A 23,425-nucleotide genomic window follows, 5' to 3' on the forward strand; every position below is an offset into this window, starting at 1 on the left:
ATGCTATCGCCGACAATTTGCCGGCGATTTTTTTAGCCTAGTTGCTTACGTGCATTACGGAAAATACGCATCCAAGGACTATCTTCTCCCCAATTTTCGGGATGCCATGAATTGGTTACCGTTCGAAACACTCGTTCAGGGTGCGGCATCATAATCGTTGCTCGACCATCTTGTGATGTGACAGCAGTTATTCCATTTGGTGAACCGTTAGGATTAGCTGGATATTGCTCGGTCACTTGTCCAAAATGATCGATATAACGAACAGCAATTAAACCTGATGCTTCTAACGCATTTAGATGCGCTTGATCACGCGTTTCGACTTGTCCTTCACCATGTGAAACTGCGATTGGCATATGCGAACCTGCCATATCACTTAATAGTAAAGAAGGGCTTTGTTGAATTTGTACCAAGCTAAAGCGAGCTTCAAAACGTTCCGATACATTACGAACAAAACGAGGCCATAATTCTGCACCAGGAATCAAATCCTTCAAATTTGACATCATTTGACAACCATTACAGACGCCTAATGATAAAGTGTTATCACGTTGAAAGAATGTTTCAAACTCTTGTCGAACTTTTTCGTTAAACAATATTGATTTCGCCCAACCTTCACCTGCACCTAAAACATCACCATAAGAGAAGCCACCACAAGCAACCAATGTACTAAATTGACTCAATGATACACGACCTTTTAATAAATCCGTCATATGTACATCAATGGCATCAAACCCCGCTCTGTCAAATGCAGCAGCCATCTCAACATGGGAATTAACACCCTGTTCACGTAAAATGGCGACTTTTGGTTTAACGCCTTTAACTATATAAGGAGCAGCAATATCATTCTGAGGATCAAAGGTAAGTTTTACATTTAAACCAGGATCACTTTCGTTTTGTTTCGCTTGATGTTCTTGATCTGCACATTGTGGATTATCACGTAGACGTTGCATCTGCCAGGTGGTTTCAGCCCACCATGTTCGTAACGTGGTACGTGATTCACTGTAAACTACAGCTGAGTTGTTGCGAATAATAAATTGTTGCCCCGTCTTTGCTTCACCAAGCACATGAACGGTATGTGACAATCCATATTGATTAAAACATGCCATGACACTTTCCAGATGCTCGTTTGCCACCTGAATGACAGCACCCAGTTCTTCATTAAACAGGGTGGCAATCATATCGTGACCTAATGCTGCAATATCAACATCAATCCCACAATGACTGGCAAAAGCCATTTCAGCTAATGTGATAATTAATCCGCCATCTGAGCGATCATGGTAAGCAAGTAACGCATCTTGATTGATAAGCGTTTGGATAGCCTGATAAAAAGCTAAAAGCTCTTTAGCATCATGTACATCAGCTGTTTTTTGCCCTAAGTGACGATAAACCTGTGCCAATGCAGTCGCACCCAGTGCTTGATGACCTTTGGAAAGATCAACAAGTAATAAAGTATTATCAACATCAACTCGTAATTGGGGAGTTACTGTTTTACGAACATCTTCAACACGAGCAAAAGCTGAAATGACTAACGATAATGGTGAGGTTACCGATTGTTGTTCACCATTTTGTTGCCATGTGGTTTTCATCGACATGGAGTCTTTACCAACTGGAATGGCCAACCCTAATATTGGGCATAATTCTTCACCAATTGCTTTTACGGCATGATAAAGTCCAGCATCTTCACCTGGGTGGCCTGCTGCAGCCATCCAGTTAGCTGAAAGCTTAATTCGCTTGATATCGCCAATGTTAGTTGCCGCTATATTGGTAATGGCTTCACCCACGGCAAGTCTTGCCGAGGCAGCAAAGTTAAGTAAAGCAACCGGTGCCCGTTCCCCCATTGACATGGCTTCACCATAATAACTATCTAAACTCGCCGTTGTCACAGCACAATCAGCGACCGGTACTTGCCATGGTCCAATCATTTGGTCTCGTGCAACCATACCAGTAACAGTGCGATCACCGATAGTAATTAAAAACGTTTTTTCAGCAACGGTCGGTAAATGTAAAACCCGTTTAACCGCATCATATAAATTGATATCAGCCGTTGAAAAATTCTCGCCATGTGCTTGTTGTGTTTTGACTTCTCTTAACATTTTAGGTGTTTTACCCAATAAAACATCTAAAGGTAAATCGATCGGATTATTATTAAAATACTCATCATGTAGTGTCACCGTTTTATCAAACGTAGCTTCACCAATTACCGCATACGGTGCGCGTTCACGTTGACAAAGTTCATCAAATACATCAAGACTATCTGGGTGAATGGCGAGAACATAACGTTCTTGTGATTCATTACACCAAATCTCTAGCGGTGACATTCCGGGTTCATCACTTAAAATTTTCCGTAATTCAAATTGACCACCACAGCCACCATCACTGACCAGCTCTGGCATCGCATTTGATAGACCACCAGCCCCTACATCGTGAATAAATAAAATAGGATTATTTTTGCCAAGTTGCCAACACCGATCGATGACTTCCTGACAACGACGTTCCATTTCGGGATTATCACGCTGCACTGACGCAAAATCTAAATCTGCATCAGATTGTCCCGATGTCATTGATGATGCCGCACCACCTCCTAAACCAATATTCATTGCCGGCCCACCTAACACAATTAACTTAGAACCAGCAGGAAACTCACCTTTTTGAATATGTTCTCGACGAATATTGCCCATGCCTCCAGCAAGCATTATTGGTTTATGATAACCACGAAGCTCATAACCATTGTGGCTATTAACGTATTCTTCATAGGTACGAAAATACCCCAATAGCGCAGGGCGACCAAACTCATTATTAAATGCAGCACCACCTAATGGGCCATCGAGCATAATATCTAACGCACTGACAATTCGGTCAGGTTTACCAAAATCGTGTTCCCACGGTTGCTCAAAATGGGGGATACGCAAATTGGAAACCGAAAATCCGACTAAACCCGCTTTGGGTTTTGCGCCTCGTCCGGTTGCGCCTTCATCACGAATTTCCCCTCCACTACCCGTTGCTGCGCCTGGCCAAGGTGATATCGCTGTGGGATGATTATGTGTTTCAACCTTCATCAAAATATCGGCATATTCCTGATGATAACTGTAGGTTTGATTACTACTATCAGCAAAAAAACGTCCAACTTGAGAGCCATCCATTACCGCAGCATTATCTTTATATGCAGAAGAAACATAATCGGGTGTCTTTTCATAAGTATTTTTAATCATTTTAAACAGCGATTTAGGCTGTTTTTCACCATCTATAACCCAATCGGCATTAAAAATTTTGTGTCGACAATGTTCTGAATTTGCTTGCGCAAACATATAAAGTTCGACATCCGTTGGATTACGATTGAGTTTTTGGAAGTTTTCAACTAAATAATCCATTTCATCTGACGCTAACGCTAAGCCTAATTTAATATTTGCCGCTTCTAATGCCTTACGCCCCTGACCTAACAAATCAATAGTAGTCACAGGAACAGGTTGTTCGACTTTAAATAACTGTTCTGTTTGTTCCAGACAAGTCAAAACTGTTTCCATCATTCGATCATGAATGAATGCCAAAAACTCGTTTTTTTGTATATCAGTCAACGGTGAACTCGTTTGAATATAATAAGCAATGCCTCGCTCAATGCGTTGAATTTGTCGTAAACCACAATTATGCGCTATATCGGTGGCTTTTGATGACCATGGTGAAATTGTCCCTATTCTTGGTATAACTAAAAAAAGCGTTTTGTTTGATTTGTTCGAAATAGTGATTTGAGCCGATTTCGGCCCGTATTGTAATAATTTCTCAAGGGTTAGCTGCTGGGCAGAAGTTAATTCACCTTTCAAATCAATAAAATGCAAATATTGTGCTTCAACACTCATAATAGGGATAGATTGTTCAGAACAAGCAGAGAGAAGTTTATGAATACGAAATGCAGATACAGCAGAAGAACCAGCTAAAATTTTCATGCTAATTACTCTTTTTAAGCCAAAAACAGGTAAAAAAAATAGACTAATAGTATAAAAGAAAGTAAACAATGTGGCTATCTTTAAAACATTTATTGTGTTGTAATTCACCTTGTTATTTGTTATCGATTACATATAATATACCGTAACTAATAAAAAAATATCTCAGAAATATAAGAAATATGATAAGCACATTTACAATACTATTGATTTTCATTGTACTGATCTCAATAGTGATAATAATCAGTTTATGTTTAAATTCAACCTTAGACAATTTACAATCTCAAATTAATGAGCTAACAAAAAAAATTCAACGTTATGAATTAACAGAAAACAATACTAAGTCGGTAGAATCTGATCTTGTTCATTCCAACCTCAAAGCCACTATTGAACAGGATGTAAAAATCGCTGAAAAAAAACCTGAATATGTTGAGCAATCAGAAAACACCAATGATTTACAACAACTAACCAATATTCAACCGGTAACGTCAATCCAAACATCACAACATCAACCATGGGAAAGCTCGCCATCAAGAAATCAATCAACCAAACAAGGCAAAAACCCCAGTGTTTTCAATTCGTTTTTTACCTGGCTTTTTCAAGGCAATTTGATAGCTAAGGTTGGCATTATTATCCTATTTTTTGGTCTTTCATATTTATTTAAGCATAGTATTGAAAATCAATTAATCTTACCTAATGTTCGTATCGTTGGTACACTGATCTTAGGTTTAGTATTATTTGTGTTTGGTTGGTATTTACGCACAAAAAAACGGATATATGCCCTAATATTACAAGGCGGTTCTGTAGGTATTTTATATTTAACTATATTTGCAGCCTGTAAACTTTATGCACTTATTCCATTCTTAGTTGCTATTATTTTATTAATCACCCTCTGTTCAGTGAGCGTTTTATTCGCTGTTTTACAACGCGCAATGAGTTTGGCAATTATTGCCAGTATTGGTGGCTATTTAGCCCCGATATTGTTATCAACAAATTCAGATAATCACATTACATTATTCAGTTATTATTCCGTCATTTCGAGTGCAATTTTAGTAATTAGTATTTGGCAATCATGGCGAATACTTAACTTAATAGGATTTGTATTTACTTTTGTAATTACCGCATCATGGGGAATAATTAATTTTCGCCCAGAATTTTATACTGAATGCCAGTTTTTTATCATCGTTAACATGATAACCTATGGCATTTTAGCTACCTCATTAGCTGGTCATAAAACTAATAAGAAAAACCATCCACATATTATTGATATTATTTTATTTTTTGGCACCCCTATAACTGCCTTTATGTTGCAATATGCTATCACGCGACAATGGCCGCTTGGACCGACATTTTCTTCGTTGGGATTTGGAATATTTTATTTAACAATATTTTATATCACGTTACATTATAATCGATTTACATCAAGAACAAGTTCATTGTTTGGTATTGCAATAGGACTCTCTTTTATTACATTAGCGATTGCTCTTTGGTTTAATCTTGAATGGACAGTATTAATTTGGTTGTTTGAAGGCACTGCATTAAGTTGGGTAATGCTCAATAACAGACAGTTCAAATTTGCCATGCTAGGGGCATTCATTAATACATTTAGTTTGCTATACTTTTGTTATAATTTGCCTAATTTAGTCTTTACCGTCACAGAAAATATATTCTTTTTAGGATTGATTAGCCTGATTTTACTGATTAATGCTCTTATTTGGCACTATTACTGTAATCAAAATAATTGGGGTAACATTTTCAAAATCGTATTTTTTGTATTGGCTAGCCACGCTTGGGTAATCTGGATTCTATATAGCATTATAAGAATTGACCAAATAGCACATAAACTACCAATTTTACTTTTAGCTTTCCTAATTGCTACATGGGTCTGGTATTACATCGGTCAAAAACTAAAATGGACTATGCTCAAATTTGCTGTTTTACTGCTCTGGCCGATCATGTTATTTTTACGATTAATCAATGAAAAATTCTTATTTGATACTAATTTATTGACGACTAACTGGAACATGGTTTGGGCAATCGCCTTTTTGAGTTGCTATTTTTATTTGTATATTATCAAAGACAGATTAATTAAGGCTCAAAATTATTTTTATTTAATCCTGCATATTAGTTTGTTTTTGATGACTTTAGATTGGTTATTCTTTGAAATTAAGAATAGTTTAAGTTTATTACCACTAAGCTTAGAGACTATTCAATACTGTACATTATTCTTCCTGGATAGCGGTATTGTATTATTATTTTATCTACTTGTTAAAAAAAGATTATTAACTCATTTTGCGATTAGTAAAACTTATTGGTTAATAGGTTTAGCCCCTATCATAATTTATTTATTTGTGAAATTATTCATATTTATCTTTTATAGTGGTCAAATAATCAATTGGCCTTATATACCAATATTTAATCCGCTTGAATTGAGTGCAATTTTTGCCTTACTCATGATTCGAATTTGGATAAAATTCAGCGCTTATTTCATACAATTTGATGATCAGAAAATTAGTCTGGCTAACATTAATCAAAAATTGCCTAATTTTGCTACCATACTATTAATTGTCATGGCTTGTTTATGGACCAACAGTATGATTTTGAGATGCTTAAGTCAATGGCTTGATATACCTTGGTCGTTTTATCAATTATGGAATTCCAAAATCATTCAAGCAACAATTTCACTTATATGGACGCTTGTTGCCGTTGTCTTAGTCACTATTGGTCATCGTTATCAACAACGTATTACATGGTTTACAGGAGTAACACTCCAAACTATTGTCGTAATCAAGTTAATTTTGATTGATAGCATTGAACTTGAGGGATTATTGAAAGCATTTGCATTTATTGCTATAGCAATACTGATGCTAATCATCGGTTATTTAGCACCATTACCGCCAAAAATAAAGGTTGAAAATAATGAGGCTAATAAATAGTAAATTACATATTTCACATAGGGTTAACTAACCCTATGTGTTAGATTATTATTTTTATTTATGGCTATTTCTTATTATGAATATAAAATAAAGTATAAAAATTAAGTTATTTATAATGATTAAAAAACAAAATTTAATCAAATTAATCGCTTCAATTATTAAAAATACTGATTTGTTTAATAAATTAATCTCAGTATATTGATTTAATGATTAATCAGTTTTATCGAAACGGAATTTAATATGATACTTGCAATTGATGTTTACTATATCGATACTCGAGCAAAAACAGTGGGGGTGTTATTTAATCATTGGTGCGATTCAAAATCTGACATTCAAAGTATAATTACTGACTATCAAGATAATGTTGCTCCTTATCAATCTGGTCAATTTTATCAACGTGAATTACCTTGCATTTTATCCCTGCTCAATAAAGTTGATCTTAATAAAATTTCAACAATTATCATTGATGGTTATGTGCATTTAAATGAAGGTAAAATAGGTTTGGGTGGGCATTTATATAATGCTTTAAATAAAAAAGTACCTATTATCGGCGTGGCTAAAAAACCTTTTGCAGGCAATAGTGACTATTTAATGGAAGTTGTCCGAGGTCATAGTAAACACCCGCTTTATGTAACCTCAGTTGGTGTAGCACTAACGAGTGCAGCTAAAAACATACAATCAATGGCAGGTAAATACCGAATGCCAGATATTCTCAGCTATTTAGATCAACAAACAAAATTGTTTAAAATCGGTGAGTAATCACATTTAAAAAGTGATTTGCCGACATCATGTCGGCAAATCTGGTTAATTTAAGCTTCGTTCCAACTATCTCTTAATCCAACCGTTCGGTTGAATACTAAATTGTCATCGGTTGCATATTTACTATCTAAACAGAAGTATCCTTCACGTTCAAATTGATAAGCATGTCCAACTTCAGCATTTTGTAAACTTGGCTCAACAAAACCCTGTTTAACGATTAAAGAGCTTGGGTTAATGGTTGATAAAAAATCGTCTGCTGCCCCAGGATTAGGGGTATTAAATAAACGATCATAAAGGCGAATTTCTGCTGGTTTAGCAAATTTGGCTGAAACCCAATGAATAACGCCTTTAATTTTACGTCCATCTTCCGGATTTTTATTTAAAGTGGCAGGGTCATAACTACAATAAATCGTTTGAATATTGCCTTGTGAATCCTTTTCAACCCGATCAGCACGAATGACATAAGCATTTCGTAAGCGTACTTCTTTACCCAATACTAAGCGTTTGTAATTTTTGTTAGCTTCTTCTCTAAAATCAGCACGATCGATATAGAGCTCACGAGTGAATGGCACTTCACGATGACCAAGTTCAGGACGATTTGGGTGATTAGGTACGTTGAGAACTTCATCAATTGTTTCAGAATAGTTTTCAATTACCACTTTAACAGGATCAAGAACAGCCATCGCTCGCGGCGCGTTTTCGTTAAGATCTTCACGGATACAAAATTCAAGCGTACTCATCTCTACCGTGTTTTCTTGTTTCGTCACACCAATTCGACGGCAAAACTCTCGAATTGAAGCAGGCGTATAACCTCGACGACGGAGACCCGAAATAGTTGGCATCCGAGGATCATTCCAACCATCAACGATTTTTTCTGATACGAGTAAATTTAATTTCCGTTTAGAGGTAATAGCATACTCTAAATTTAATCGAGAAAACTCATATTGATGTGGGCGAGCTTCAATCGTTATGTTATCTAATACCCAGTCATATAAACGACGATTGTCTTGAAATTCAAGCGTACAGAGTGAGTGAGTAATATTTTCAATCGCATCAGATATACAGTGGGTAAAATCGTACATTGGATAAATACACCATTTATTGCCTGTTTGGTGATGTTCTGCAAATTTAATACGATATAACACCGGGTCACGCATAACAATGAAAGGTGAAGCCATATCAATTTTTGCTCTTAAACATGCTTTACCTTCAGCAAATTTACCTTCTTTCATTTGAATAAATAATGCTAAATTTTCATCAATGCTACGATCACGATAAGGACTATTTTTACCCGGTTCTTTCAACGTGCCACGATATTCACGAATTTCATCAGGCGAAAGCTCATCAACATAGGCTAATCCTTTATTGATTAACTCAATCGCATATTCATATAATCGGTCAAAATAATCAGATGAGTAACAAATTTCACCATCCCACTCAAACCCTAACCAACGAACATCTTCTTTTATCGATTCAACATATTCGACATCTTCTTTAACAGGATTAGTATCATCAAAACGTAAATTACATTTACCTTGATAATCCTGAGCAATCCCAAAATTTAAGCAAATTGATTTGGCATGACCAATATGCAAATAACCATTTGGTTCTGGAGGAAAACGTGTATGCGTCGTTTTATATTTTCCTGCTGCAAGATCTGCATCGATAATTTGACGTATAAAGTTAGTTGGACGTGTCTCTGTCTCGGTCGGTAGTGAACCGCTCATAAAAACCTCTGATTGTTGTTAACTAATACAAAATTTTAACTATTAGTTTGGTTACTTATCTCATTTGACTTGAGAATATAACAAATTTTTTGTTTTTCTGAAATGAAAAAACAGCATGATTTGAATTGATATGCTTTTCTGTTTTCTAAAAACGAATTCCCAATAAAATTATTCTTCACCAGACTTTATTGAAACAACAAATCTTGCACCGCCTAAAGGGCTAGTGACAACAAATGCTTTCCCATTATGAAACTCTGCCATTAATTTTACATAAGCTAATCCAAGACCATATCCACCTGTTGAACGTGTTCGACTGGTATCAAGCCTTGCAAAAGGCATAAAAATTTTTTCACGTGCATCAAACGGGATACCGGGACCATCGTCATCAATCTCTATAATAACTCGATTGTTCTGTTTTGTAATATTTAAAACCGCTTTATGCGTTGCATATTTGAACGCATTAAGTAATAAATTCTTAACTATGGTTTCAACCAGATTAGTATCAATAAGCGCTTTTACGTCTTGACTGTGACAAACTAACTCAAATCCTTTAGGTTTGAATAATTCGAGAGATTGACAAACTTTTTCCGCCCACTGCTTGAGTGATACCGACGTTAAATTTAACTCAATATTACTTTGCTGCATTTTAAAGTAACTTAAACTGGCATTAATGAGCGTTTCAAGTTCATTAATATCATCGCTCATTCCTTTTTGCAGCAATAACTTTTCTTGTACATCATCACATTCTTCGAGCATACTGAGCTCAAATCGCATACGAGCCAGTGGCGTACGAAGTTCATGCGCCATTGCATGCGAAATGGTTTGATTAGTGCTAACTAAATGCTCAATGTGTGTTCCCATATTATTTAACACATTTGCTAACGGTTTAAATAACCAGCCTTTAACATTTTCAGTGCGCGCTTTAAGGTTTCCTTGACCAAGCTGTTCGGCTGTCTGTCTAATGCTAACCAAATCCTTCCAAACAGCACTAAACGCAAAATAGATTAAAATAAAAAAGACAATTGCACTAAAAAGCGCCCAAATAACCAGAAAAACACTTAAAGACATTGTGTTTGATTCTAGAATATCCCGCATCATAATAGGGCCTAGCTGAAGAAGATGCCCCTCTTTTAAATCAATATAGACCACTTCTTTGTCACCATCATAGGCAAATCCAAGTTCTGCTAGCTCTTTATTGATGGAATGGGGTAACGAAGTATGACTCGGTAAAACTTCAATCGGATACCCAAAATAGGGTTGCAGTTCATCAACCACTTCTTGTAGGGGACGATCTTTATTCTCATTAATTTGCATTCGAATCAGATTAACCGTACCTCGTTGTGATTCACGAAAGACAATGTGGTCATCAGGGATATCCGTTAATGAAGAAGGCAACGAATCAAATACGAGTAAGGCACCATAGGCAATAATACATTGTAGCGAAAGTAAGATAACCAGATAAAACACAATCCGACGATTAAAAAACAGCGGTTTTGCTAATAATTGTCTCAATGATTATCCCCTTCTCTCATAAATAGATAACCTTTCCCTCGAACCGTTTTAATACGTGAAGGGTTATCAGGATCATCAAGTAACTTGCGTCGTAATCGAGAAATACGAGCATCGATAGAACGATCCGTTCCATCAAAATCTATACCTCGAACTTGAGAAAAAATATCATCACGAGATAAAATTTTACCTGCATTATTCGCCAACAACCAAAGTAGATCGAACTCTGCTGTGGTGAGATCGATTTCTTGACCTTCAAGTAATACTTTTCGATTTTCATCATCGATAATCAGATTATCAAAAATCAACGTTTTATTATTCGTTGCCGTGACGGGATCTTTATTTACTTCTTTCTCGGATTCAATTTGCTTTCGTCTTAATAAAGCTCGAATGCGTGCCAATAATAACCTTGGCTCGACTGGTTTTGCCAGATAGTCATCTGCTCCTAATTCCAAACCGACAATTTCGTCAATATTATCTTCGCTAGCCGTCATGATAAGAATATAATTTGTAAACCATGTCCGTATATCTCGACAGATATCAAAACCAGATTTTTCGGGAAGCATCACATCTAAAATAACCAAATCGGGATTTATTTCTTGAATTTTTTCTTCTGCACCTTCACCACTATTATGCCAATCAACAAGATATCCTTGGCGAACCAGATAAACTTTTATTAAATTAGCTAACCTTTGATCATCTTCAATGATTAAAATACGTTCACTCATCTTAGGTTCTCATTACCGTAAATTGTGCTAAAAGAATCCTTATTATACAGACAATTTTAACTTCGTTACAAAATATATACAAAGAGCCTACAATGTTCAAAGCGACTCTGTGAGAAAATTTGCGCCAATATATATAAATAGACTATTTTTATTTCAAATATGAATACTTTTTCATCAATTACTAGTCATCTATATACACCATCTTATACACAACATCAAACTCCTATTGTTTTGTGTGACTTCGATGGCACCATAAGTGTCAAAGATGTGACAGATACATTGCTGAGTCATTTTGGTCAAGATGGTTGTGATGAGCTTGAAGAGTTATGGGTTAACGGTAAAATTGGCTCCCAAGAGTGCATGAGTAAACAAATTGCCTTAATGGATGCCAGTTTAGATGAACTCAATCACGTTTTATCACAAATCGAAATTGATTCAACGTTTAAATCATTCATTGATTATACTGAACAGAATAATATCCCAGTTCATATTGTGAGTGATGGGTTAGATTACGCAATTCAATTTGTTTTAAAACGACACGGTATAACACATATCCCGATATATGCCAATAAATTAATGCATGATAATGGGCGTAGTTGGCGTCTTGAATTTCCTTATGCGAATAAAAACTGTATTAAACAAAGTGGAAATTGCAAATGTAATCATGTTAAAAAACAACAATTCTTTCCACAAATACTGTATGTAGGTGATGGCACATCCGATTATTGTGTATCTCATAATGTGGACTTTGTATTTGCAAAAGACAAATTGATTCAATATTGTGAAACCAACAAGATTGAACACTGTGCTATTCAACGTTTTGCCGATGTCACGACAGCACTGAAAAAAACTCAAGATGCTCTTATCCCTGTCATAATGGTAAAATAATTAGGAATAATAATGAGTACAATTGAAGATTTATCTTATTTTTTACCGGGTAACAAAAATGGTGTACTTTTGATACATGGCTTAACAGGTACACCCAACGAAATGCGTATTTTAGCTAATGGTTTACATAAAGCCGGATTTACCGTGTATGCTATACAATTAGCGGGTCACTGTGGTACTGAAGAGGATCTTTGTAAAACCACTTGGCAAGATTGGTATCAAAGTGTAAAAGATGGTGCTGATTTTTTAGCAAAACATGTTGATAATGTTTTTGTTGCCGGTTTATCCATGGGCGCACTCCTTGCGCTTAAACTTGCATCAGATAGACCAGAGCAAATTAAAGGTGTGGGTGTTTTAGCACCAACTTTTTATTATGATGGTTGGAGCATGCCATTTTGGGCTAAAAAATTCTTTTTCTTGCTGGTGTATTTGAAAAAACTGGGGCTTTTCCAAAAGGTTTCTTTCATCGAAAAGCCACCTTATGGGCTTAAAGATGAGCGGATCCGAGCCGTTGTATCGGAAAGTATGCTGAGTGGTGATGCGGCATCTGCCGGACTTGCTGGAAATCCTTTTCCTGCACTGGCCGAAATGCAATTGTTAGCTAAAAACGTTCGCCAAGCACTACCTAAGGTGACTTCACCGTGTTTGATTATGCATTCTGGTCATGATGACATAGCTGATATTGAAACCAACGCTAAATTAGTTGAGAAACACGTTTCAGGATCAAAAAAATTAGTGGTACTTAATGATAGTTATCATTTAATTACAATTGATAGCCAACGTCGTGAAGTCATTAAAGAGTGCGCATCATTCTTCAATGAAATAGCAGAGGGAACCAATTCATAATGTCGCTATTAGTGATTATACTTTGGGTTAGTAATATCTGTTTTGATACATTAGGGCAAGTTGCTTTTAAATACGCAGCAACCGCCCCTAATAATCGAGATGGCTGGTATTACTGGGTTGATTTGGCTAAAAATCATTGGATCTGGATTGGTATAATTTCTTATGTTGCAGAATTTTTATTATGGTTAGCATTTTTAACATTGGTTCCACTTTCTCAAGGGGTGTTGCTGGCATCATTTAATATCATCACCATTATGTTAGTTGGTCGAGTGCTTTTCAAAGAACTATTAACTGTTTACCGACTCATTGGTATGTTACTCATTACTGCTGGCGTAATCTTTGTAGGGATGTCTTAATATGGCTAGATTCTATTTAATCGGTTTTACGATATTGCTTTTTTTCGATACTATTGCACAATGTAGCTTTAAATTAACCGCCATCCATGCTGAACCACTAGCAATGAGTGTTGATTGGTTAGTCAGGGTATTTACTAATCCATGGATATACATCTCTATCGCTGGTTATGTTTTAACTTTTTTTACTTGGATGACTTTATTAAAAAAAGCCCCTGTTGGGCCAGCTTTTGCTGCCTCTCACTTTGAAGTTGTCACGGTTATGATAGCTTCGATATGGCTGTTTCATGAACCAATCACATTATATAAGTTAATTGGCACCATTCTTATTGTATCAGGTATCTTGTTTTTAGCTTTAGCGGAAAGCCAATTGGCTAAGCAAAACGCTGATAATCATCAATAAAAGTTAATTCAAACTGTAGTTGATTTCTTAAATAATCAGCTACAGCTTCTAAACTTGTCGTTATACTGATAAAGCTTTTAATAATGTTAAATTAAGCTGATGTTGTGCTTGTTGCCAATTGTGTAAGTTATCTGCCTCAATAGTGGGTTGTTTATCTAATGAACTCAGCAACCGTTTGAACCAATTAGAGGGTTGCCATATTGACAATTCACCAGTGATATCACTTGCCACAATACGTTGCTTTAACGAAGTAATGGTATCAAGCAGATGATAAGTTTGTAATTGACCTTGATCCCAGTTAGTGTGAATGACCTTTTCACTTAATACATCTTTATCTATCGATAAATACACAGGTTCGGCGCTATGGTATTGTTCGGATAAGAAACTAGCAATCAGATCATCTGGAGTAAAAAAATGGCGAAAAGCTTGCCCCAAACCTATTTTTTTTGCCCACGATACATTGACATCCAAACTCCAATACGTCAGTTTTTTCTGAAAAAGGGGTTTCCATCTATTTTCCCAAAAATGGGAAAGTCCAATATCATGAGATGTGATACCTAACACATGAACATGACTGACAAAAGGTAAACTTGCCACATAGCTAACCCATGAACCACAATGAATACCAAATAAATAGCGCATATTATCAGGATGATTATCAAACACAATTACTTGGATTGGATTATCGGCGGAATAGTGTTTAGCCAACCGTTCAATAAGCAACAATGAAATATGGTGATAATCACCACTTCCCATAAAGACTGTACCATAATGTTCAGGTAAGGATTGTTGCAATTCAGCTTTAAATTGGCAGAATTTTTTTTCAGAGCAACCAAAGCGAATCGTATCTTGCCACTGAGTTACATTAATTATTTTAGCATTATTAATCTCGCCTACACTCTGATCGAAATTGAGTATAATAGGATATGTCATGCTACTTTCTCCTTGTCACTTTCAAAATGACCAATCAATTTGCTTAAAATAAATCTTAATAATGGGTTACGGATGTAAACCAAATGTTTGGTTAAAGTAAATTGCGCACCTAACGATCGTTTAACCTCAGGATCTGTCCAACCCGCAATATAGTGACTAAATCCTTGCTCAATGGCATATTCCAGATTAAAAAACCAACTAACAAAATAAAGATTAAAGTCACGAGCTTGAGGATAAACCAAGCCAATATATTTATCGACCAACATATTATTTACGACAAAACAGATATTGTAGCCAATAAGTTCATTATCGTGATAATAGGTAAAAATGCGTGCTTGGATAGATTTACTTTGCAGCAATTGAATAAAAAACGGTTTGGTCAGTAGATCAAAATGAACCTCGCTCTGTTGATAAACATTGAGGTAAAGTTGGTAATAATGATCTAACACCTCATCATCAAAAAAGCACTCATCACCACTATGCAAAACCTTAATCTCTAATTTTTCGCGAGCTTTTAATTTACGTCTAAAATTCTTGCGACGGCTGGACGAAAATCGTGAAAACACATCATTTAAATCACTAAAATCAATCGGTAACCAAGCTAATGCTTGTCCTTCAACTTCAATAAATCCTCTTGTTTTTAATGCCGAAATAAGCTGGTTTGAATAATGATTGTCTTGTTCGCTAAGTAAAGGCGAGGATAAAGGCAAATCTTTGACAATAACAAAAGGAGACTTTTTTGTATATGCGGTTTTAATGTTATCCGCTAACTGTTCTGCTTCTACCTGATCGGTCAATAGAGCATATTCAGAAACGGTTGTTCCTATAAAACAAGTTTTCGGCTGTAACCAATGTCGCCATTTTTTAAAAAAAGGGAGTTTTTGGATCTTATGCTTAAAATCATCATCAGCAGTAGTTAATAAATCAAACTTTGCAGCAAAAGCAGGCACACCATTTTCACTCAGCCACGCCGTAAAATCTTGCGGTGGATAAGTCAAAAAATTGTCGACTAATTCATTAGGTTCTAGCTGATTGATGTATTTCATAAATATATTTAAACGATTGGCTATCATGTGCAGTCCCGCCAACATGAGTTGACGGGAAGGTTAGAAATTAACAATTAAAGTTCTTTTTTCGCTCGGGTAATTAACTGATCAAGTAGTTCGATACCTTGATCAATCTCTTGACGAGTAATATGTAGCGATGGAGCAAAAGTGATCACGTTTTTATAATAACCACCGATATCAAGCACCAAGCCCATTTTATTACCTTTCCAATCAAGATCACCTGACATACCAATATCCACCATTTTATCTACTAACGCTTTGTTAGCGGTAAAACCATCTTCGGTACAGATTTCGGCACGAAGCGCAAGACCTAAACCATCAACTTCACCAATCTCTTTATGTTTCTTCTCAAGTGTTTTTAAACCTTCAAGGAAGTAAGCACCACTTTCCATAACCATGGTTTCGTAATCAGTTTCTGACGTCATTTTTAACACTTCAAGACCAACTGCTGTACCTAATGGATTAGAAGCAAACGTTGAATGCGTTGAGCCGACAGGGAACACCTCAGGGTTAATCAACTCTTCACGTGCCCATAAACCACCTAGTGGATTAAGACCATTGGTTAACGCTTTGGCAAAAACAACCACATCAGGTTTAACATCAAAATGCTCAATTGACCAAAGTTTACCTGTACGATAAAAGCCCATTTGGATTTCATCAACAACCAATAAAATTCCATATTGATCTAATACTTTTTTCAAACCTTTAAAGTAGTTACGAGGTGGAACAATATAACCACCCGTTGCTTGTAATGGTTCTGCATAAAATGCAGCATATTCAGCTTGTCCTACTTTTGGATCCCATACACCGTGGTATTCAGTTTCAAATAGACGTGCAAACTCAGCAACTAAGTGTTCACCATACTCTTCTGCGGTCATGCCTTTTGGACGACGGAACGGATATGGGAAAGGAACAAACATAGCACGATCACCGAAATGACCATAACGACGACGGTAACGATAACTAGAAGTAATTGAAGATGCACCAAGTGTACGACCATGATAACCACCTTGGAAGGCAAACATTAATGACTTACCACCAGTAGCATTACGTACTACTTTTAAAGAATCTTCAATACATTGTGATCCACCAACGTTAAAATGAACTCGTCCTTGATAACCAAAACGCTGTTCCATACCTTGTGCAATGGTTTTAGCTAATTCAATTTTGGTTGGATGCAAATATTGGCTAGCACATTGTGGTAAAGTATCAATTTGCTTTTTAAGTACGTTGTTTAATCGCTCATTAGCATAGCCAAAATTACATGCTGAATACCACATTTGTAAATCAAGGAAAGCTTTACCTTCTTTATCATACATGTAGCTACCTTCGCAACCATCAAAAATCTTTGGTGGTTCAACATAATGAACAGTATCACCAAAAGAGCAATATTTAGCTTCATCAGCTAATAATGTTGCATCGTCAGGACGACTATTAATCATTTCTAAAGTTGGTTTACTCATAATTATCTCACTAATCCATATTCAAACACGATAAAATGTGGCATTATTATTCAAGAAAATTGTTTGTTACAATGTACAATTACTGTATAGATTGTGTGACGATAGTATCAAACTCAGCGAAATAATTTTCTGCTAGAGGATAGCATTGTTACCCAAATGGATATAAACCCTATGAAAAAATCACACTGCATAATTCCTATTTTAGCGTTATCTGCATTAGGATTTGGTGAAACCGCATTAGCAGATCCTACTTTTATCGGTGTTGGTGGCGGTTGGTCAAATTCACCTTACAAAGGTTATAGTTCCAGTTACTATCCAGTTCCCCATATCGATTACGATAATGATACATTTTTTATTGATGATCTATCGGCTGGTGTGTATGTTTTTAATAACGATAATCAAAGTTTATCTATCGGTGCTCGTTATCTTGATAATGAATTCAAACCACACGACTCAAATAATCGCCAATTAAAACGGCTTGATAGCCGTCATGCAACATTATTAGCAGAATTTGAGTACTCTATTGATACCAATTGGGGCAGTTTTTCAAGCAGCATTGGAGCAGACATGCTAAATAAAAGTAATAGCATCTTAGTCAATGCCGATTACAGCGTACCATTTATGCTAGGTAATTTAATTATTGTTCCAACAATAGGTATCAACTGGGCAAATAATAAACACAATAATTATTACTATGGGATATCACATAAAGAATCTTCTCGTTCTGGTTTACGCTATTATCATGCTAACGGATCTTTCACACCCTATATCGAAATAGGTGCACAATATGCATTAACCGAACATCTTAATCTGTTCGGTGGCATGCATGTCGACAAATTAACCGGTGATGCAGCTAATAGCCCAATGGTTAACAAAAGCACTGTAACCTCATTTTATATGGGAGTCTCTTATAAATTTTAATTTCAATACTTTTTATTTACCCCATACAATATAGATAAACGATTTAATCAAATTAATCCTGATACAGTTTGGATATCATTAAAATAAATTTAGGAAATCAAAATTATGCTTTGGTTTAAAAATGCCATTATTTACCAACTTAATAATGACACTTTACTAGACAAAAACGCTATTGAAAAAGCTATCAAATCGGTACCTTTTACCCCATGTGGAAATATAGATACCATGAAAATGGGTTGGGTTTCACCTTATAATGATAATTATCACGATGATTTTATTATTGATATGCAAGGTCACCTTTTATTACGTATAAAAAAAGAAACAAAACTTTTACCGGCTCCTGTTATCAAACAAGCTCTACTTGAAAAAATTGATAAACAAGAACAAGCACTGAGTAGAAAGTTAACTAAAAATGAAAAGGCAACGTTAAAAGATGAAGTCATGATCGACCTTATGCCTAGAGCATTTAGTAAATACAATCATTATTGGTTATGGATAGACACCATAAATAAACGTATTATTCTTGATACCAGCAGTTTTAAGCAAGCAGAAGATATTTTGGCTATTCTACGTAAGGAATTGGGAGTTCTTGCATTAACACCGCTCTCCATTGAAAAACCAGTTGAGCAAATCATGACAACTTGGGTCAAAGAAAAACTGAACTTTGCACCTTTTATATTAGGTGATCAAGCCGAATTAAAAGATCCACTTGAAGGAAACGGGATTATTAGCTGCAAAAATCAAGATATCACCAGTGATGAAATGATGATACATTTTGATTCGGGAAAATGGATAACAAAAGTGAAAATTATTGACGAAAGAGGTGTGAATTTTATCGTCAATAATGATTTAACATTGAAGCGAATAAAATTTGATTCGAGTGTTTTAGATGAGAATGAGGATATTGGCGCTGATGAATTTGATAAAAAATTAGAAGCCGATTTTTTCATCATGGCGAACTTATTATCAACAACAATCAATGACTTTTATATCGTCATCAATAAAATTACTTAAAAGATTGTGTAAACTTTTTTTACATAAAGTGTCATTAATTATAGATCTGCGTATAATATATGCTATAATTGAAATCAAATTATGTGCATCATAATTAAAAACAATAAGTAATCGATCCTTTATTTAAAGTAAAATTTAATTAAAAGGAAAGCAAACAACGTCTATAACAACATTCAAGTTGAGGCAACAAAATGAAAAAAACAACATTAGCTCTAGCAATCGCAGTTGCGAGCTTAACAGCTACTGCGGCAAATGCAGCATATGAAGACAACACTTTTTACGTTGGTGGTAAATTAGGCTGGTCAGAACTTTATAGTTTAGATCAAAGTAAAGTACGTGCATTTAGTCGTGATGTTAAAATCAGCACAACTGACAAAAGTAATGTTGCTGGTGGTGCATTCCTTGGCTTCCAAGCTAACCCATATTTAGCATTCGAATTAGGTTATGATTGGTTAGGTTCTGCTAAATATAAAAGATCTTACCACAATGCAGGTAAAACTTATGACGTAGGTCATAGTAAAGTTTCTGCTCAAGGTGTTTCTTTAACTGGTAAATTAAGCTATCCATTATCTTTCATCTCTGATGATTTAGATGTTTATGGTCGTGCAGGTGCAATGATCACTATCGCTAAATGGAAAAACGGTGGATACGTTAAAGAAAGTTATGGCAAAGGCGGAACAAAAACTGACGTTTCTCCAGTTTATGCATTAGGTTTAGACTACCGTTTTGCAGAAGACTTCTCTACTCGTTTAGAGTATCAATATGTTAACCACATCCATACTAAAACTGACGCATCTCCAGATGCAGGAACTTTAAGCTTAGGTATCACTTACCGTTTAGGTTCTCCAGCTGTTGAAGCTCCAGTTGTTGTTAAAACTTCTGAACGAGTTTACGATTTAAACGCTGACGTTCTATTTGCCTATGCAAAAGCTGACTTAAAAGAAAAAGGTCGTGAAGAGTTAGATAGATTATTACAAGATCTTATCAAACTTAGCCCTACTCAAACTGCGATCGTAGTAATTGGTCATACTGACCGTATCGGTTCAGAAAACTATAACCAAAAACTTTCAGAACAACGCGCTCAATCTGTGATGAAATACTTAGTATCTAAAGGTGTTCCATCTGAGATCATCAGTGCTCGTGGTGTAGGTAAATCTCAACCTGTAACTGGCAGCGAATGTAATGGCAAACGTGGCGCTACATTAAAAGCATGTTTAGCACCAGATCGTCGTGTACAAATCGAAGTGAAAGCAACTAACCTTCAACAAGTTAGAGAAACAACTCACTAATTTTCGATTTCCAAAACAATAAAAAACCCGGTTAATCCGGGTTTTTTATTGCTAATAAGTTAGTGAATAAACATTAAAACTCTATAAATTATCCACAAAAAAGTTTATAATTAACGATGTGCTGTTAATAATAAAAATTAAAGGAGTGATTTGTGCCTACCGCTATCTGGCAAGAATGTCTTTCTCAACTACAAGAAGAACTTCCTACAACGGAATTCAATTTATGGATTCGCCCATTGCAAGCGGAAATGATTGATAACAAACTCTATATTTATGCACCAAACAGATTTGTATTAGATTGGGTAAAAAATAAATACCTTAACAACATATCTCAATTGATCAATACACTTTTCAATGATGATTCCCTAAAGCTATACCTTGAGGTGGGATCAACATTGTCAATGGAAAAAAAAACTAAAAATAATCAGCCTAAAACGGACGTAATGCCGGCTTGGAAAACAACCAAAGAAAGTAATAATAATCATACCTATCACTCGGGAATAAACCATAAACATACATTTAATAGCTTTGTTGAAGGTAAATCCAACCAACTCGCAGTAGCTGCTGCCAAACAGGTTGCTCAAAATCCAGGAAAAGCTTATAACCCACTATTTTTATACGGCTCTACAGGTTTAGGTAAGACCCATTTATTACATGCTGTAGGCAATCAAATCATGGAAGTCAAAAGTAATGCCAAAGTAGTCTATATGCATTCGGAACGATTTGTTCAAGATATGGTAAAGGCACTGCAAAATAATGCGATAGAAGAGTTCAAAATTTACTATCGTTCTGTTGATGCATTACTGATTGATGATATCCAATTCTTTGCCAATAAAGAGCGATCACAAGAAGAATTCTTCCATACCTTTAATTCATTATTAGAAGGTAACCAACAAATTATTTTAACTTCAGACCGTTATCCCAAAGAAATTGATGGCGTTGAAGATCGCTTAAAATCACGTTTTGGCTGGGGCTTAACGATTGCGATTGAACCACCAGAACTTGAAACACGAGTCGCAATTTTGATGAAAAAAGCCGAAGAAAATAATATAAAATTACCTGAAGAGGTCGCTTTTTTTATTGCTAAACGATTACGTTCTAATGTGCGAGAACTAGAAGGCGCATTAAATCGGGTAATTGCCAATGCAAATTTCACGGGCAAATCCATTACGATTGATTTTGTTAAAGATGCGCTAAAAGATTTACTTGCCTTACAAGAAAAATTAATTACTATTGATAATATCCAAAAAACGGTTGCAGAGTATTATAAAATTAAAGTCTCAGATCTACTTTCCAAACGTCGTTCCCGTTCTGTTGCAAGACCGCGGCAAGTTGCCATGGCATTAGCAAAAGAATTAACAAATAAAAGTCTTCCTGAAATTGGTGATGGCTTTGGCGGAAGAGATCATACGACTGTATTACATGCATGCAGAAAGATCGCTGAATTAAAAGAAGAAAGCAATGATATTAAAGAGGATTATTCCAATTTAATTCGAACATTATCAACTTAATAAAAGAATCAACATTATGAAATTTATTATTGATCGAGAAAAACTTATCAAACCATTGCAACTTGTTAGTGCGCCTTTAAGCAGTCGCCCGACGCTACCAATTTTAGGCAATTTATTGTTACAAGTAAGTGATAGTACACTATCCATGACGGGAACCGATCTTGAAATAGAGATGATTGCTCATATCCCGCTTACGGAAGCAAACGAACCCGGTGCAACCACAGTCCCAGCGAGAAAGTTTCTTGATATTTGTCGAAATTTACCCAACAATGCTCAGATTTCAATAACTGTTGATGACAATCGATTGATGATTCAATCTGGTCGAAGTAAATTTTCCTTATCTACACTACCTGCCAGTGATTTTCCTAACTTAGAAAACTGGCAAAGCGATGTCGAACTTTCTGTACCACAAAAAACAATCAAACGTCTTATCGATGCCGTCCAGTTTTCGATGGCTAACCAAGATGTAAGATACTACCTTAATGGTATGTTATTTGAAATCGAAGATGGACTTTTAAAATCTGTTGCAACCGATGGACATCGACTTGCTCTTTGTTCGCAACCGATTGGTCAAAATATTGCAACGTCTTGTTCTGTAATTTTACCAAGAAAAGGCGTTATTGAACTGGCAAAATTGGTGAGTGATAATGACGATATTATCAATATACAAATTGGTAATAATAATTTACGAGTTAATCTCGGTGATTTTACCTTCACCTCAAAACTGATTGACGGCAGATTCCCTGACTACAAACGAGTATTGCCACGTAATCCCGATAAACCGTTAGAAGTTTCGTGCGAAGAGTTTAGAAATTCGTTATCACGTGTCGCCATTTTATCCAATGAAAAATTTCGCGGTATCCGACTTCATGTTCACAACAACCAATTAAAAATTACAGCAAATAACCCAGAACAAGAAGAAGCAGAAGAAGTGGTTGATGTAAAATACTCTTCAGCAGAACTTGAAATTGGCTTTAATGTGACCTATTTATTAGATATATTAAATACGTTGAAGTGCGATAGTGTACAACTACTTTTAACTGATGCCACATCAAGTGTACAAATTGAAGACATTAATGATCAGTCAGCCATTTATGTTGTGATGCCAATGCGCTTATAATCAAATTTAACCTTTCCGGCTTAGGC

At 35.7% G+C, this 23,425-nt stretch carries 18 protein-coding genes; 11 read left to right on the forward strand and 7 right to left on the reverse strand.

Annotation, left to right across the window (positions count from 1 at the left end; genetic code table 11):
* Nucleotides 1–32: 32 nt before the first annotated feature.
* Nucleotides 33–3,935 carry a phosphoribosylformylglycinamidine synthase gene (gene purL / locus ACGH6P_RS03035; protein WP_411596710.1) on the reverse strand — a complete coding sequence of 1,301 codons (3,903 nt, stop codon included), beginning with the start codon at nucleotides 3,933–3,935 and terminating at the stop codon, nucleotides 33–35.
* Between the two features lie 230 nt (nucleotides 3,936–4,165).
* Here purL and ACGH6P_RS03040 point away from each other — a divergent pair, with 230 nt between their 5' ends.
* On the forward strand, nucleotides 4,166–6,868 hold the full coding sequence (locus ACGH6P_RS03040) for a DUF2339 domain-containing protein (protein WP_411596711.1): 2,703 nt from the start codon (nucleotides 4,166–4,168) through the stop codon (nucleotides 6,866–6,868).
* Nucleotides 6,869–7,108: 240 nt separating this feature from the next.
* Complete coding sequence (locus tag ACGH6P_RS03045; RefSeq protein ID WP_411589682.1) at nucleotides 7,109–7,627, forward strand: endonuclease V; 519 nt, start codon at nucleotides 7,109–7,111, stop codon at nucleotides 7,625–7,627.
* A 50-nt stretch (nucleotides 7,628–7,677) separates the two neighbouring features.
* On the opposite strand, the gene glnS is transcribed toward ACGH6P_RS03045, so the two are convergent.
* The 3 genes from glnS to ACGH6P_RS03060 form a co-directional block, all read right to left on the reverse strand.
* Nucleotides 7,678–9,354: a glutamine--tRNA ligase gene (glnS, locus tag ACGH6P_RS03050; RefSeq protein ID WP_220216408.1), complete on the reverse strand. Its 1,677-nt coding sequence runs from the start codon at nucleotides 9,352–9,354 to the stop codon at nucleotides 7,678–7,680.
* 168 nt (nucleotides 9,355–9,522) lie between these two features.
* The gene (locus ACGH6P_RS03055; protein ID WP_267350429.1) at nucleotides 9,523–10,866 is read right to left on the reverse strand and encodes an ATP-binding protein; all 1,344 of its coding nucleotides are present in this window, start codon (nucleotides 10,864–10,866) and stop codon (nucleotides 9,523–9,525) included.
* Entirely contained in the window at nucleotides 10,863–11,591 is a 729-nt protein-coding gene (locus tag ACGH6P_RS03060; protein ID WP_267350428.1) for a winged helix-turn-helix domain-containing protein, read from the reverse strand. The genes ACGH6P_RS03055 and ACGH6P_RS03060 overlap by 4 nt, the downstream gene beginning before the upstream one ends.
* A gap of 231 nt (nucleotides 11,592–11,822) precedes the next feature.
* Here ACGH6P_RS03060 and ACGH6P_RS03065 point away from each other — a divergent pair, with 231 nt between their 5' ends.
* The 4 genes from ACGH6P_RS03065 to ACGH6P_RS03080 are packed head-to-tail and all read left to right on the forward strand — an operon-like array spanning nucleotide 11,823 to nucleotide 14,081.
* A complete protein-coding gene (locus ACGH6P_RS03065) occupies nucleotides 11,823–12,479 on the forward strand; it encodes an MtnX-like HAD-IB family phosphatase (protein ID WP_411596784.1) in 657 nt (218 codons plus the stop codon).
* Between the two features lie 12 nt (nucleotides 12,480–12,491).
* The gene (locus ACGH6P_RS03070) at nucleotides 12,492–13,325 is read left to right on the forward strand and encodes an alpha/beta hydrolase (protein WP_220216405.1); all 834 of its coding nucleotides are present in this window, start codon (nucleotides 12,492–12,494) and stop codon (nucleotides 13,323–13,325) included.
* Nucleotides 13,325–13,681: an EamA family transporter gene (locus ACGH6P_RS03075; RefSeq protein WP_065558652.1), complete on the forward strand. Its 357-nt coding sequence runs from the start codon at nucleotides 13,325–13,327 to the stop codon at nucleotides 13,679–13,681. Before ACGH6P_RS03070 ends, ACGH6P_RS03075 begins: the two co-directional genes overlap by 1 nt.
* A gap of 1 nt (nucleotide 13,682) precedes the next feature.
* The gene (locus tag ACGH6P_RS03080) at nucleotides 13,683–14,081 is read left to right on the forward strand and encodes a DMT family transporter (RefSeq protein ID WP_411596712.1); all 399 of its coding nucleotides are present in this window, start codon (nucleotides 13,683–13,685) and stop codon (nucleotides 14,079–14,081) included.
* Nucleotides 14,082–14,141: 60 nt separating this feature from the next.
* Here the strand turns inward: ACGH6P_RS03080 and ACGH6P_RS03085 are convergent, their stop codons facing one another.
* From ACGH6P_RS03085 to ACGH6P_RS03095, 3 genes are read right to left on the reverse strand one after another with little or no spacing between them, the layout of a single operon-like run.
* Nucleotides 14,142–15,014 (reverse strand): arginase family protein, encoded by an 873-nt coding sequence (locus ACGH6P_RS03085; protein WP_411596713.1) that lies wholly within the window; start codon nucleotides 15,012–15,014, stop codon nucleotides 14,142–14,144.
* A complete protein-coding gene (locus ACGH6P_RS03090; RefSeq protein ID WP_411596714.1) occupies nucleotides 15,011–16,087 on the reverse strand; it encodes a GNAT family N-acetyltransferase in 1,077 nt (358 codons plus the stop codon). Before ACGH6P_RS03090 ends, ACGH6P_RS03085 begins: the two co-directional genes overlap by 4 nt.
* Before the next feature lie 47 nt (nucleotides 16,088–16,134).
* Complete coding sequence (locus ACGH6P_RS03095; protein ID WP_143425959.1) at nucleotides 16,135–17,544, reverse strand: aspartate aminotransferase family protein; 1,410 nt, start codon at nucleotides 17,542–17,544, stop codon at nucleotides 16,135–16,137.
* Nucleotides 17,545–17,715: 171 nt separating this feature from the next.
* Here ACGH6P_RS03095 and ACGH6P_RS03100 point away from each other — a divergent pair, with 171 nt between their 5' ends.
* The 5 genes from ACGH6P_RS03100 (at nucleotide 17,716) to dnaN (ending at nucleotide 23,399) form a co-directional block, all read left to right on the forward strand.
* Nucleotides 17,716–18,465: a MipA/OmpV family protein gene (locus ACGH6P_RS03100; protein WP_411596715.1), complete on the forward strand. Its 750-nt coding sequence runs from the start codon at nucleotides 17,716–17,718 to the stop codon at nucleotides 18,463–18,465.
* A 105-nt stretch (nucleotides 18,466–18,570) separates the two neighbouring features.
* Entirely contained in the window at nucleotides 18,571–19,479 is a 909-nt protein-coding gene (locus ACGH6P_RS03105) for a recombination-associated protein RdgC (RefSeq protein WP_411596716.1), read from the forward strand.
* Between the two features lie 191 nt (nucleotides 19,480–19,670).
* Complete coding sequence (ompA, locus tag ACGH6P_RS03110; RefSeq protein ID WP_267350416.1) at nucleotides 19,671–20,768, forward strand: porin OmpA; 1,098 nt, start codon at nucleotides 19,671–19,673, stop codon at nucleotides 20,766–20,768.
* Nucleotides 20,769–20,920: 152 nt separating this feature from the next.
* A complete protein-coding gene (dnaA, locus tag ACGH6P_RS03115; RefSeq protein WP_267350415.1) occupies nucleotides 20,921–22,279 on the forward strand; it encodes a chromosomal replication initiator protein DnaA in 1,359 nt (452 codons plus the stop codon).
* A gap of 16 nt (nucleotides 22,280–22,295) precedes the next feature.
* Nucleotides 22,296–23,399: a DNA polymerase III subunit beta gene (gene dnaN / locus ACGH6P_RS03120; protein WP_267350413.1), complete on the forward strand. Its 1,104-nt coding sequence runs from the start codon at nucleotides 22,296–22,298 to the stop codon at nucleotides 23,397–23,399.
* The last annotated feature ends 26 nt before the right edge of the window (nucleotides 23,400–23,425 follow it).

This window comes from Gilliamella sp. CG25, from assembly GCF_046635705.1.
Lineage (GTDB): Bacteria > Pseudomonadota > Gammaproteobacteria > Enterobacterales > Orbaceae > Gilliamella > Gilliamella apicola_I.